The sequence below is a fragment of the Kitasatospora sp. NPDC006697 genome (genome assembly GCF_042869935.1).
In the GTDB taxonomy this organism is placed as follows: Bacteria; Actinomycetota; Actinomycetes; order Streptomycetales; family Streptomycetaceae; genus Kitasatospora.
In genome coordinates this window covers 215786-227631 of sequence record NZ_JBIAGU010000007.1, presented here as the reverse complement: position 1 = coordinate 227631, position 11846 = coordinate 215786, and the positions used below count along the sequence as shown (strand labels likewise).

Sequence of the window (11846 nt, the reverse complement as noted above, 5' to 3'; positions counted from 1 at the left end):
CGACGCTCGACGCTCGACGCTCGACGCTCGACGCTCGACGCTCGACGCTCGACGCTCGACGCTCGACGCTCGACGCTCGACGCTCGACGCTCGACGCTGGGAGCGTCTTATTGTACCCAACCCCATGCGAAAGGACCATCAACTTCCCCCGCAGCGCCCCCAGTTCACCCCCGAAGCTGGCCGACACCGCCAGCTCCACCGGCGTGGCCAGCGCCTGCTCCCAGGGCAGCACCGGCACGCCGACCACGGCCAGCAGCTCCGGCACGCCCGCCTGGAACGGCGAGGAGCCCGTGCAGGTCGCCAGCAGCTGCACCCGCAGGTCGTCGCGGAAGAGCGGCAGCACGTCGAGCAGCCGGGTGGCCGAGGTGACGTTGTGCACCACCAGCAGCACCCGCCGGCAGCCCCCGCGGGTGGCCCAGCGCGCGGCCTCGGGGCCCACGGGCACCCGCAGCCAGCCGGCACCCGTCGCCCCGTTCACCCGTGCTCCCCCCGACCGTCGACCGCTGGTCGACAACCTACCGGCCGTGGCACCGGCGGCCGCGGCGGATGCGGCAGGATGGGGAGCGTCGTGGATCACGGTCGAGCGAGGGAGCGAGCACCATGGGCCAGCCGGGCCGGTCGGTCAACCACTACCGCATCGGCGAGGCCGCCGCGCTGCTCGGGGTCAGCGCCGACACCATGCGGCGCTGGGTCGACGCGGGCCGGGTGGCCGCGGAGCGGGACGAGCACGGGCACCGGATCATCCCGGGCGAGCCGCTCGCGGCGTTCGCGCGCGAGCTGGCCAAGCCGGGCGCGGCGGAGGCGGAGGGGCGGCCCTCCTCGGCGCGCAACCGGTTCCCGGGGATCGTCACGCAGGTGGTGCTCGGCGACGTGGCCGCACAGGTGGAGATCCAGGCGGGCCCCTTCCGGGTGGTGTCGCTGATCAGCCGGGACTCGGCGGAGGAGCTGGGCCTGGTGCCCGGGGCACCCGCGACCGCGGTCATCAAGTCGACCAATGTGATGATCGAACGCAGCTGACTCGCCATCAGCCGGCCCACCCACCCAGCGGAGCGCCGTGCCCCGGGCACGTCGATCCGATGACTCCTCGGCTCCGGAAGGCCTCCCGATGACACAGCCCACCACCCCCGCCGGGTCCACGCCGCTCGCCGTCGCGCACCGCGGCGACCCCTACCGGCACCGCGAGAACACCCTCGCCGCGATCTCCGGCGCGCTGGCCGCGGGGGCGGACGCCGTCGAGGTGGACGTCCAGCTCACCCGCGACCGGGTGCCGGTGCTGCTGCACGACCAGACGCTCAAGCGGCTCTGGCAGCTGGACCGGCCGATCGGCGCGCTGACCAGCACGCAGCTGGCCGCCCAGAAGTTCGCCGGCGGCCTGCGGGTGCCCACCCTCACCGAGGCGCTGAAGCTGTTCGCCGAGGCCGGCCAGACGGAGGGGGCGCGCCCGGGCGTCCGGCTGCTGATCGACCTGGACGAGCCCGGACCGGCGCGGGCCGCCTGGGAGGCCGTCACCGCGCTGGGCGCGGAGGAGCTGGTGGCGTTCTGCGGGCCGGCGCCCGCGATGTTCGCGGTGCGCGAGGTCGCACCGCGGACCCCGATCTCGCTCACCTGGCAGCGGCCCGAGCTGCCGGTCCGGCCGCTGCTGGACGACCTGCGCCCGCGCTACCTCAACCCGCCGTTCGGCCTGGTGGACCGCCGCCTGGTCGAGCGGGCCGCCGAGGCCGGGCTGGGCGTGGCCACCTGGACGGTGGACCTGCGCCGCACCATGCGCCGGATGTGCGAGCTCGGGGTGGCCTCGGTGACCACCAACCGGATCGACATCCTGCGCCAGGAGCTGGACCGCCGCGGGGCCCGGGGCGGCAAGTGACCCCACCGGTGCTGGACCGCCGCGAACTGAACCGCGCCCTGCTCGCCCGCCAGCACCTGCTGGCGCCCGCCGACCTGACGCCCGAGGAGCTGATCACCCATCTGATCGGCCTCCAGGCGCAGGCCACCGACCCGCCCTACTACGGCCTCTGGACCCGGCTGCCGCAGGCCCGCCCCGAGCAGCTGACCGCACTGGTGGAGCAGCGCCGGGCGGTCCGACTCGGGCTGCAGCGCGCCACCATCCACCTGGTCACCGCCGAGGACTGCCTGCGGCTGCGCCCGCTCTTCCGGCCGGTGCTGGAGCAGAACCTCAGGGGCAGCCGCGGCCGGCTGCTCGCCGGGCTGGACCTGGACGCGCTGACCGACCGGGGCCGGGCCCTGGTCGAGGAGCAGCCGCGCACCTTCCAGGAGCTCGGCGAGCTGCTCGGCGCCGCCCACCCGGACCGGGACCCGGCCGCGCTGGCCCAGGTGCTGCGGGCCAGGCTGGCCCTGGTCCAGGTGCCGCCGCGTGGGCTCTGGCGGACCGGCGGCGCCGCCGCGCACACCACCGCCGAGCAGTGGCTGGGCCGGCCGCTGGACTCCGGCGCCGACCAGGAGGCGGTGCGCGAGGAGCTGGCGCTGCGCTACCTGGCCGCCTTCGGCCCGGCCACCGCGGCCGACCTGCAGAAGTGGTCCGGGCTCACCCGGATGGCCCCCGTGCTGACCCGGCTGCGGGACCGGCTGGCCGAGTTCCGGGACGAGCGGGGCCGGGTGCTCCACGACCTGCCCGACGCGCCGCGCCCGGACGCGGGGACGGCGGTGCCGGTGCGGCTGGTCGCCCCCTTCGACAACCTGCTGCTCTCGCACGCCGACCGCTCCCGGGTGCTGGCCGAGGAGCACCGCACCCGGGTGATGACGGTGAACGGGCTGGTCGCGGGCACGGTGCTGGTGGACGGCTTCGTCGCGGGCACCTGGCAGGTGGTGCGCGAGCGGGACCGGGCGGCGGCGGTGCTCAGGCCGTTCGCGGCGCTCGGCCGGGCGGACCGCGCGGCGGCCGGGGTGGAGGCGGAGCGGCTGCTGGACTTCGCGGCGCCCGAGGCGGCGGCCCGCGAGGTGCGCTTCGAGGAGCCCTGAGCCGGGCGGCGGCCGGACGACGCGCCGATGGAGCAGCCAGCCGGGTAAATGTTCATCACATTTAATGGCGCTATGTCCGATCTGTCTGAGCCCGCGGTGCCCGAGTCCGCCTCGGCGCCGGCTGACGCCCCGCCGGCCGGCCTGCTGCCGCCCGCGGTGCGCCGGGCGGCCGCCTGGTCCGTGGCGGTGATCCTCTTCATCACCGTGGGCGCCCTGGTGGTCTTCGCGGCGGTCGAGCTGCGCGCGGCCACCGTGCCGCTGATCGTCGCGCTGCTCGCCACCTCGCTGCTGGAGCCCGTGATGCCGCTGCTGGTCCGCCGCGGCCTCGGGCGCGGCGCGGCCGCCGGACTGACCTGCGTGGTGCTGGTCGCCGGCGTGGCCGGCGCCCTCTACCTGCTGGTCAACTCCCTGGTGCACAGCGCCCCGGAGATCACCCACGCGCTGCAGCAGGCCGGCGACCAGCTGGCGGCCCGGCTCGGCCCGCTCGGCAAGAGCCTGCAGGACACCCTCAAGCAGACCTCCAACGCGGGCACCTCCTTCGCCGCCCAGATCGCCGACGGCGTGGTCTCCGGCCTCGGCCTGGCCGCCCAGGTGGTCACCGGCGCGATCCTCACCCTGGCGCTGGTCTTCTTCTTCCTGCGCGACGGCGACCGGAGCGAGGCCCTGGTCCGCTCCTTCCTCCCCGGCAAGCAGGGCGACCTGGTGGTCCTCTGCGGCCGGCAGGCCTTCGAGGCGATGGCCGGCTTCATGCGCGGCACCACGCTGATCGCGCTGATCGACGCCACCTTCATCACCATCGGCCTGCTGATCCTGGACGTGCCGGGCGCGGCCGGCCTGGGCGCGCTGGTCTTCATGGGCGCCTACATCCCGTTCGTCGGCGCCTTCCTCTCCGGCACCGTCGCCGTGCTGGTCGCGCTGGCCGACGGCGGGCTCGGCAAGGCGATCTGGGCGCTCGGCGTGGTGCTCGCCGTGCAGGCCGTGGAGGGCAACATCCTGCAGCCGCTGATCCAGAGCCGCACCGTCGAACTGCACCCGGCCACCATCATGATCGCCGTGGTGGCCGGCTCCGGCGTGGCCGGCATCCTCGGCGCCCTGCTCGCCGTGCCGCTCTGCGCGGCCGGCCTGGGCATCGTCGACGTGCTGCGCGGCCGGCCCGGCCGGCGGTCCCGGCTGAAGGCGGAACGGAACGGCAGACCGGCCGAGGAGAGCGGGACATGACGGAGCGGCGGCGGCCGTCCGGGGGCGCCGACCTGGGACGAGCCAGTAAAGTCGGCGCCGTGGAATTCGGAATCGACATCCTCGGCGAGCCCTACGAGGCCGCCGAACTCGAACTGCGCCCCGACACCGAGGGCCCGGTCGGCGCCACCCTGGTCCGCCGGCTCGCCCCGCCGCCGAGCGACCCGGCCGCCCCGCGCCGGGCGGTGCTCTACGTGCACGGGTACGTCGACTACTTCTTCCAGACCCACCTGGCCGACCACTTCATCGAGCTCGGCTACTCCTTCTACGCCCTGGACCTGCGCAAGTACGGCCGCTCGCTGCGCCCGCACCAGTCGCCCAACTACGTCCGCGACCTCACCGAGTACGACGAGGAGCTGGACGCGGCCGTCCGGATCATCCGCGAGCAGGACGGCCACACCGAGCTGCTGGTGAACGGCCACTCCACCGGCGGCCTGGTCACCGCGCTCTGGGCCGCCCGCCGCACCGGGCGCGGCCTGGTGAACGGGCTCTTCCTGAACAGCCCGTTCCTCGCCATGCCCACCGCCCCGGCCGTGCGGGTGCTCGGCGCCCCCGCGGTCGGCGCGCTGGGCCGGCTGGCCGCCACCCGCAAGCTGCCCAGCGGCCTCAGCCCGCACTACGTGCACAGCCTGCACCGCGACCACCGCGGCAGCTGGGACTTCGACCTCTCGCTCAAGCCCGCCGAGGGCTTCCCGCTCTACGCCGGCTGGCTGGCCGCCATCCAGCGCGGCCACCAGCAGGTGCGGCGCGGGCTGGGCCTGGAGGTGCCGGTGCTGCTGATGGCCTCGGCCGGCAGCGTCGCCAAGTCCAAGTGGGACCCGGCGCTCTACCACCGGGACGCCGTGCTGCGGGCCGACGACATCGCCGCGCTCGGCCCCCGGCTGGGCCGCACCGTCACCGTGGTGCGGATCGAGGGCGGGGTGCACGACCTGGTGCTCTCCGGACCCGAGGCCAGGGCCCGGGTCTTCGAGGAGCTGGACCGCTGGCTGAAGGCCTACCAGTGACCGATCCCATACCGGTGCTGCGGGAGACCGCCTTCGGCACCGCCAAGCTGATGCCGGACATCGACGACCCGGGCAGCTGGCTGCTCACCGTGGACGGCACCCCGCAGTCCTACGTCGACCTGGCCGACCCGACCCGGCTGGAGTTCGAGTACACCCGCCGCCTCGGCCACCTGGCCGACGCGCTCGCCCCCGAGGGCGCGCCGCTGGACACCCTGCACCTGGGCGGCGGCGCGCTCACCCTGCCCCGCTACCTGGCCGCCACCCGCCCCGGCTCCCGCCAGCTGGCGGTGGAGGCGGACGGCCCGCTGGTCGAGCTGGTGGCCGAGGCGCTGCCGTGGGACCGGGACGCCCTCACCGTGCGGGTCGGCGACGCCCGCGAGCAGCTGGCCGCCGCCGCGCCCGCGGCCTGGGACCTGGTGGTGGTCGACGTCTTCCAGGGCTCCCGCACCCCGGCCCACCTCACCTCGGTCGAGTTCGTCCGCCTCGCCGCCCGCGTCCTGCGGGCCGACGGCTGCTACGCGGCCAACCTCGCCGACGGCGCCCCGCTGGACTTCACCGCCGCCCAGGCCGCCACCGTCGCCGCCGTCTTCCCGCACACCTGCCTGATCGCCGAACCCCCGGTGCTCCGCGGCCGCCGCTACGGCAACCTGCTGCTGCTCGGCTCCGCCCGGCCGCTGCCCGCCGCCGCCCTGACCCGCCGCCTGGCCGCCGACCCGTTCCCGGCCCGCCTGATGGACGGCGCCGACCTGGCCGCGCTCGCCGGGCGGTCCGCCCCGGTTCCGGACACCGAGGCGCGGATGTCGCCCGCTCCGCCGGCGGGGGCGTTCAGTATTGGGTGACGGCCCTGGAACCCGACCGAGGAGGAGCCTCACATGACCCTTGACGACGCGTCAGCACCGGTACCGGCGGACCTCGGCGAGGTGCCCGAGACCGCGCTCTGGACGCTCTACCAGCGGGCCGCCGAGGCGCGGCGGCCGGACGGGGTGCTGCGCGACCCCAAGGCGATCGAGCTGGTCGACCGGATCGACTACCCGTTCGCGGAGCGGTTCGGGACCAGCGGGCTGCAGTCGCTGGTGCAGGGGCTGCGGGTGGGGTGCTTCGACCGGGAGGTGGCGGACTTCCTGGCGCGGGAGCCGCGGGGGACGGTGGTCTGCCTGGGCGAGGGGCTGGAGACGCAGTACTGGCGGGTGGACAACGGGCGGGCGCAGTGGCTCGGCGTGGACCTGCCGGAGGCGGTGGCGCTGCGGGAGCGGCTGCTGCCTCCCGGGCCGCGGCAGCGGTACCTGGCGGGGGACGCGACCGGGTTCGAGTGGGCCCAGGAGGTGGATCCCGCGCACGGCGTGCTGGTCACCTGCCAGGGCCTGCTGATGTACCTGCGGCCGGGACAGGTGCGGGAGCTGATCGCCGGGTGCGCCGAGCGGTTCCCGGGCGGGTCGATGGTGCTGGACGCGGTGCCGCGCTGGTTCAGCCGGCTCACCGTCCAGGGCCGGATGCGCACGCCCGGCTACCGGGTGCCGCCGATGCCCTGGGGCATGGACGCGGGCGAGCGGGCGAAGCTGCGCACCGCCGGGCCCGGGGTGGCCGGGGTGCGGGAGGTCCGGCCGGTCGGCGGGCGGGGGGTCTTCGGGGCGCTGATGCCGGCGGCGCTCACGCTGCCGCCGCTGGCCGGGCGGCTGCCCTCGGTGACGGTGGTGGACTTCGCGGGAACCTAAAAGGTCGGTAAAGCGTTCGACTGCGAGGCGGCGCGCTAGGCTGCCCTGTCGCCCCCGTCCGACCGCGTTCTGGAGGAACCGGCCTTGCACATCGATGCCTGGATCGAGCACGTGCCACCCGGCGCGGTCTACGGACTCGTCGCCCTGATCATCGGGCTGGAGAGCCTCGGCATTCCGCTGCCCGGAGAGCTGGCGCTGGTCGCCGCCGGGATGGTGGCCTCGAAGGGGACGGTCAACCCGGTGCTGGTCGCGATCTGCGCGACGGCCGGGGCGATCATCGGGGACTCGATCGGCTACGCGATCGGGCGCAAGGGCGGCAAGCCGCTCTTCGAGAAGCTGGGGCGCAGGTTCCCCCGGCACTTCGGGCCGGACCATGTGGCGACGGCCGAGCGGTCGTTCGAGCGCTGGGGCATGTGGGCCGTCTTCTTCGGCCGGTTCATCGCGCTGCTGCGGATCTTCGCCGGGCCGCTGGCCGGTGCGCTGCGGATGCCCTACTGGCGGTTCCTGATCGCCAACGTGCTCGGCGGGGTGATCTGGGCCGGCGGGACGACGATGGCCGTCTACTACGTGGGCAAGGCCGTGGAGAAGTACCTGCAGAGCTTCTCCTACGTGGCGCTGGGCCTGGCGGCGGTGGGCGGCCTGGTCTCCGGCCTGGTGATCAAGAAGCGCGCCGCCAAGGCCCGGGCCGAGCACCCGGAGGCCGCCGGGCGCCCGGAGGAGCTGGACGAGGCGCGCCGCAGCTGACGGGCTGTCACCGGGGAGTCCGCCGCCACGTAGGATCGGCGGCGGACTTTCGCACGTGTGCGGGTGTGACAGAGGAGGAAGCTGATGAGCGAGCAGCAGTGGACCGCGGTGGACGACTACCTGGCCGAGGCGCTGGTCGGTGAGGACGAGGCGCTGACCGCCGCGCTGGTGCAGAGCGAGAAGGCCGGGCTGCCCGCCATCGCCGTCTCGCCGACCCAGGGCAAGCTGCTCCAGCTGCTGGCCCTGACCGTGGGCGCCCGGCGGATCCTGGAGATCGGCTCGCTCGGTGGCTACAGCGCGATCTGGATGGGCCGGGCGCTGCCCGCCGACGGCCGGCTGATCTCGCTGGAGCTCTCCCCGGCGCACGCCGCCGTCGCCCGGGCCAACCTGCACGAGGCCGGCCTGGAGCGGGTCGCCGAGGTGCGCACCGGCCGTGCCTCGGACAGCCTGGCGGAGCTGGTGGACGACGGCGCCGAGCCGTTCGACCTGGTCTTCATCGACGCCGACAAGCCGAGCATCCCCGAGTACCTGGAGTGGTCGGTCAAGCTGACCCGGCCGGGCTCGCTGATCGTGGTGGACAACGTGGTGCGCGGCGGCAAGATCGCCGACGCGGAGAGCGATGACCCCTCGGTGGTCGGCATCCGCCGGATGCACCGGGCGGTCGCCGCCGATCCGCGGCTGGAGGCGACGGCGGTGCAGACCGTCGGCGCCAAGGGCTACGACGGCTTCACGCTGATCCGGGTCGGCGGCTGAGCCGTCCCTCCCCGGAGACGCCGAACGGCGGGTGCCCCCCCCCGGCACCCGCCGTTCGTCAGTTCGCGAACGGCGCGACCAGCCGCTCGGTGAGTGCCGCCAGACCGGCCCGGGCGGCCGGGTCGTAGGCCCAGTCGTGTGCCCGGGTCTCGGTGAAGCGGTCGAAGTAGCGGCCCGTCACCCCCGCCAGCGCGGGATCGGTGAGCAGCCGGACGGTCGGCCGCACGCCCTCCTCCACCCCGACCTCGGGCACCAGCCCGTAGGCCCGCACGCCCGGGGTGTCCATCAGGTGTGCCGGGTGCAGCGCGTTCACCGTCACCTCGCCGGCGGGCAGTTCGGCGGCCAGCGCGAAGGTGTCCATGATCAGCGCCAGCTTGCTGCGGCAGTAGGCCTCCAGCCCCTCGTAGCCGCGCTCCAGCATCGGGTCGGCGAGGTCCACCGGCGACTGGCCGATCGAGGCGACGTTGACCACCCGGGCCCCGCCCCCGCCGCGCCGCAGCAGCGGCAGCAGCCGCCGGGTCAGCAGGTGCGGCGCCAGGTGGTTGACGGCCAGGCGCAACTCCACGCCCTGGGCGCTGAGTTCGCGCCGGGTCGGGTCGCTGCCGCCGCCGGCCACGGCGTTGTGCACCAGGGCGTCCAACCGCGGTTCGGCGCCCAGCAGTTCCTCGGCCAGGGCGCGGACCTGGGCCAGGTCGCCCAGGTCGGCCCGGTAGCCGCGGGCCTCGGCACCGGTCGCCCGGACCTCGGCGAGCACCGCCGCCAGCCGCCGCGGGTCCCGGCCGTGCAGCAGCACGGTGGCGCCCCGGGCGGCGAGGTCGAGGGCCAGGGCGCGGCCCATGCCCTGGGTGGTGCCGGTGACCAGGACCACCCGGCCGTCCAGTGGAGTCTCGTTGTTCATGGGCTGATGTATATCAACATATTGATGACTTATCAAAAGATTGATGCTCCGGGTGGGCTCGGACGCGCCGGAGGCCGGCCGCACCGCGGGGTGCGACCGGCCTCCGGACGGGCGGCCGAGCAGTCGTCAGATCTTGTCCGCGACGATCAGCAGGTAGTGGAAGCTGCCCTCCTTGTAGGCAGTCAGGAAGGGGTCCTCGATGCCGGTGGCCACCGAGGACTTGGCCCGCAGCTCCCAGTACGGGATGGTGTCCGGGGTCAGGTCCAGCACCTTGATCGGGGCCAGGCCGTTGGCCGCCAGCGCGCGGAAGTACTCGCTGCGCGGGTGGATGTTGCAGATGTAGTGCTGGTCGATCTGGCTCACCGCGCGGGACGGGCCGCCGGTGATGTCGTTGTAGCAGCCGGTGATGCAGACATAGCGGCCGCCGAACTCCAGCAGCCGGGAGAACTCCGCGAAGGCCTGGTTGAGGTCCACGTACATGGTGGTCTCGTTGGTCCAGATCGCCTTGCGCGAACCGGTCTCCAGCTGCGAGTCCAGCATGTTGCGGAAGTGGAAGCGGACCTTGTCCGCCACCCCGCGCTTCTGGGCCTGCTCGTTGGCGAAGCCGACCTGGTACTCGGAGATGGAGATGCCGTCGATCTCGCAGCCGAACCGGGCATTGGCCATGATGCTGGTGCCGCCGCGGCCGGAGCCGGCGTCCAGCAGGCGGTCCTCGGGGCGGATGTCGCCGAGGTGGTCCAGCAGCACGTCGGCCTGGGCGGTCTCCAGGCGGTGCATCTCCTTGATGATCCGGTCGTCGCGGGTGTCCTCCGGGCCCTCCAGCACCGACGGGTCGTACTCACCGAGCCCGTAGTGGTGGTGGTACAGGTCGTCGATCTGGCCCAGCCACAGGTTGACCGGGTCGACCTGGTTGGTGTTCCAGTAGTTGGCGACCGACTTCTGGAAGGCCGTGCGCAGGACCGAGCCGGTGTTGGGCGTGGTGGTCGTCATGACTGCTGCTGACTCCTCGTGGAGGGTACGGGGAATTTTCCTTCGGGGGTTGCCGGAACCGGCGGGGGGTCAGGCGCGCGGGCGCGAGACCTCGACGTTCTCCAGCACGCCGAGCGCGTCCGGGACCAGCACGGCGGCGGAGTAGTAGGCGCTGACCAGGTAGGAGATGACGGCCTTCTCGTTGATTCCCATGAAGCGGACGTTCAGGCCGGGCTCGTACTCGTCCGGGATGCCGGTCTGGTGCAGACCGACCAGGCCCTGGTTGTTCTCGCCCATGCGGGCCGCGATGATCGAGGAGGTGTGGCCGTCGACCACCGGGATCTTGCCGCAGGGGAAGATCGGGACCCCGCGCCAGGCGGGGATGTGGTGGCTGCCGATGTCGACGCTGCCGAAGTAGATGCCGCGCTTGCTGCACTCCCGGCCGAAGGCGGCGATCGCCTTCGGGTGGGCGAACAGGTGGGTGGTCTCGCGGCGCATGCTCAGCAGCTCGTCGAGGTCGTCCGGGGTGGGCGGGCCGGAGTGGGTCTGGATCCGCTGGTCGTACTCGGCGTTGGCGAGCAGGCCGAACTCGGCGTTGTTGACCAGCTCGTACTCCTGGCGCTCGCGCAGCGCCTCGATGGTCAGCTTCAACTGCTGCTCGACCTGGTTCATCGGGTCGTTGAACAGGTCGGCGACCCGGCTGTGCACCCGCAGCACGGTCTGCGCCACGCTCAGCTCGTACTCGCGCGGGGCCAGCTCGTAGTCGACGAAGGTGCTGGGCAGCTCGGGCTCGCCGTCGTGGCCGGCCGACAGCTCGATCTCGGCCTCGCCGTGCTGGTTCTGCGCCTGGTCGCCGCTGGCCAGGTAGGCGGCGAGCTGCTCGCGCAGCGCCTCCGAGCGGCCGGCCAGCTCCTGGAAGGCGGCGAACGGCAGGATCAGCACGGTGCCGGCCGTGGCGGCCTTCACCGTGTACTCCCAGAGCGCGTCCGTCTGCCGCACCGCCTCGTCGCCGAGGTGGTCGCCGTCGGCCAGGTGGCCGAGCACCGCGGTCTCGCCGTACTTGCCGGTGCCGATCTTGTTGATCTTGCCGTGGGCGATCAGGTAGATCTCGTCGATCGGCTGGCCGGCCTCGACCAGCACCTCGCCGGCCGCCACGTCGCGCTGGCCGAAGCGGTTGGCCAGCTCCTGCAGCACCGCCTCGTCCTCCAGGCCGCGCAGCACCGGCACCTCGCGCAGCGAGGGCGGGACCACCTTGACCTCGGAGCCGGTCTTGACGAAGCTCACCCGGCCGCGGCCGACGGCGTAGGAGAGCCGGCGGTTGACCCGGTAGGTGCCACCGGAGACCTGCACCCAGGGGAGCGAGCGGAGCAGCCAGCGCGAGCTGATGCCCTGCATCTGCGGCTCGGACTTGGTGGTGGTGGCGAGGTTGCGCGCGGCGACGGTGCTCAGGCTGAGCCGCGTCTTCGCCTGCTGCGAATCGGTCGGCGCCGGCCCGGTCTCGATCGACATCGGGTCTCTCCCATTCTGACGGTCAGTGGCATACGGGTGAAATCT

The 11846-nt window shown here is 73.8% G+C and carries 12 protein-coding genes and 1 pseudogene; 9 read left to right on the top strand and 4 right to left on the bottom strand.

The window, feature by feature from the left end:
* Positions 1–478: pseudogene (locus tag ACFYNO_RS12630) on the bottom strand (hypothetical protein); the annotation flags it as partial.
* A gap of 122 nt (positions 479–600) precedes the next feature.
* Here ACFYNO_RS12630 and ACFYNO_RS12625 point away from each other — a divergent pair.
* The 9 genes from ACFYNO_RS12625 to ACFYNO_RS12585 all read left to right on the top strand — a co-directional run bounded on the left by ACFYNO_RS12625 (position 601) and on the right by ACFYNO_RS12585 (position 8425).
* Positions 601–1017, top strand: coding sequence for a molybdopterin-binding protein (locus ACFYNO_RS12625; RefSeq protein WP_388009808.1), 417 nt, complete (start codon positions 601–603; stop codon positions 1015–1017).
* Positions 1018–1105: 88 nt separating this feature from the next.
* Positions 1106–1864, top strand: coding sequence for a glycerophosphodiester phosphodiesterase (locus ACFYNO_RS12620; protein ID WP_388009805.1), 759 nt, complete (start codon positions 1106–1108; stop codon positions 1862–1864).
* Positions 1861–2976 carry a winged helix DNA-binding domain-containing protein gene (locus ACFYNO_RS12615; protein ID WP_388009802.1) on the top strand — a complete coding sequence of 372 codons (1116 nt, stop codon included), beginning with the start codon at positions 1861–1863 and terminating at the stop codon, positions 2974–2976. The genes ACFYNO_RS12620 and ACFYNO_RS12615 overlap by 4 nt, the downstream gene beginning before the upstream one ends.
* Before the next feature lie 72 nt (positions 2977–3048).
* Positions 3049–4194, top strand: a complete 1146-nt coding sequence (locus ACFYNO_RS12610; protein WP_388009799.1) for an AI-2E family transporter — start codon at positions 3049–3051, stop codon at positions 4192–4194.
* Between the two features lie 59 nt (positions 4195–4253).
* Positions 4254–5216 (top strand): alpha/beta hydrolase, encoded by a 963-nt coding sequence (locus ACFYNO_RS12605; RefSeq protein ID WP_388009796.1) that lies wholly within the window; start codon positions 4254–4256, stop codon positions 5214–5216.
* Positions 5213–6055 (top strand): spermidine synthase, encoded by an 843-nt coding sequence (locus ACFYNO_RS12600; RefSeq protein ID WP_388009793.1) that lies wholly within the window; start codon positions 5213–5215, stop codon positions 6053–6055. The genes ACFYNO_RS12605 and ACFYNO_RS12600 overlap by 4 nt, the downstream gene beginning before the upstream one ends.
* Positions 6056–6088: 33 nt before the next feature.
* Positions 6089–6928 carry a class I SAM-dependent methyltransferase gene (locus ACFYNO_RS12595; protein ID WP_388009790.1) on the top strand — a complete coding sequence of 280 codons (840 nt, stop codon included), beginning with the start codon at positions 6089–6091 and terminating at the stop codon, positions 6926–6928.
* Between the two features lie 84 nt (positions 6929–7012).
* Complete coding sequence (locus ACFYNO_RS12590; RefSeq protein WP_388009787.1) at positions 7013–7672, top strand: DedA family protein; 660 nt, start codon at positions 7013–7015, stop codon at positions 7670–7672.
* Between the two features lie 84 nt (positions 7673–7756).
* Complete coding sequence (locus ACFYNO_RS12585) at positions 7757–8425, top strand: O-methyltransferase (protein ID WP_388009784.1); 669 nt, start codon at positions 7757–7759, stop codon at positions 8423–8425.
* A 58-nt stretch (positions 8426–8483) separates the two neighbouring features.
* On the opposite strand, the gene ACFYNO_RS12580 is transcribed toward ACFYNO_RS12585, so the two are convergent.
* The 3 genes from ACFYNO_RS12580 to ACFYNO_RS12570 all read right to left on the bottom strand — a co-directional run bounded on the left by ACFYNO_RS12580 (position 8484) and on the right by ACFYNO_RS12570 (position 11801).
* Positions 8484–9323 carry an SDR family NAD(P)-dependent oxidoreductase gene (locus ACFYNO_RS12580; protein ID WP_388009781.1) on the bottom strand — a complete coding sequence of 280 codons (840 nt, stop codon included), beginning with the start codon at positions 9321–9323 and terminating at the stop codon, positions 8484–8486.
* Positions 9324–9449: 126 nt separating this feature from the next.
* A complete protein-coding gene (locus ACFYNO_RS12575) occupies positions 9450–10313 on the bottom strand; it encodes a geranyl diphosphate 2-C-methyltransferase (RefSeq protein WP_388009778.1) in 864 nt (287 codons plus the stop codon).
* A 69-nt stretch (positions 10314–10382) separates the two neighbouring features.
* Entirely contained in the window at positions 10383–11801 is a 1419-nt protein-coding gene (locus ACFYNO_RS12570; protein ID WP_388009775.1) for a family 2B encapsulin nanocompartment shell protein, read from the bottom strand.
* Positions 11802–11846: the final 45 nt, after the last annotated feature.

Excerpts from the sequence above, each read along its gene's own strand:
- ACFYNO_RS12625 (WP_388009808.1), top strand. The coding sequence starts at position 601 with ATGGGCCAGCCGGGCCGGTCGGTCAACCACTACCGCATCGGCGAGGCC.
- ACFYNO_RS12620 (WP_388009805.1), top strand. The coding sequence starts at position 1,106 with ATGACACAGCCCACCACCCCCGCCGGGTCCACGCCGCTCGCCGTCGCG.
- ACFYNO_RS12610 (WP_388009799.1), top strand. The coding sequence starts at position 3,049 with ATGTCCGATCTGTCTGAGCCCGCGGTGCCCGAGTCCGCCTCGGCGCCG.
- ACFYNO_RS12595 (WP_388009790.1), top strand. The coding sequence starts at position 6,089 with ATGACCCTTGACGACGCGTCAGCACCGGTACCGGCGGACCTCGGCGAG.
- ACFYNO_RS12585 (WP_388009784.1), top strand. The coding sequence starts at position 7,757 with ATGAGCGAGCAGCAGTGGACCGCGGTGGACGACTACCTGGCCGAGGCG.
- ACFYNO_RS12580 (WP_388009781.1), bottom strand. The coding sequence starts at position 9,323 with ATGAACAACGAGACTCCACTGGACGGCCGGGTGGTCCTGGTCACCGGC.
- ACFYNO_RS12575 (WP_388009778.1), bottom strand. The coding sequence starts at position 10,313 with ATGACGACCACCACGCCCAACACCGGCTCGGTCCTGCGCACGGCCTTC.
- ACFYNO_RS12570 (WP_388009775.1), bottom strand. The coding sequence starts at position 11,801 with ATGTCGATCGAGACCGGGCCGGCGCCGACCGATTCGCAGCAGGCGAAG.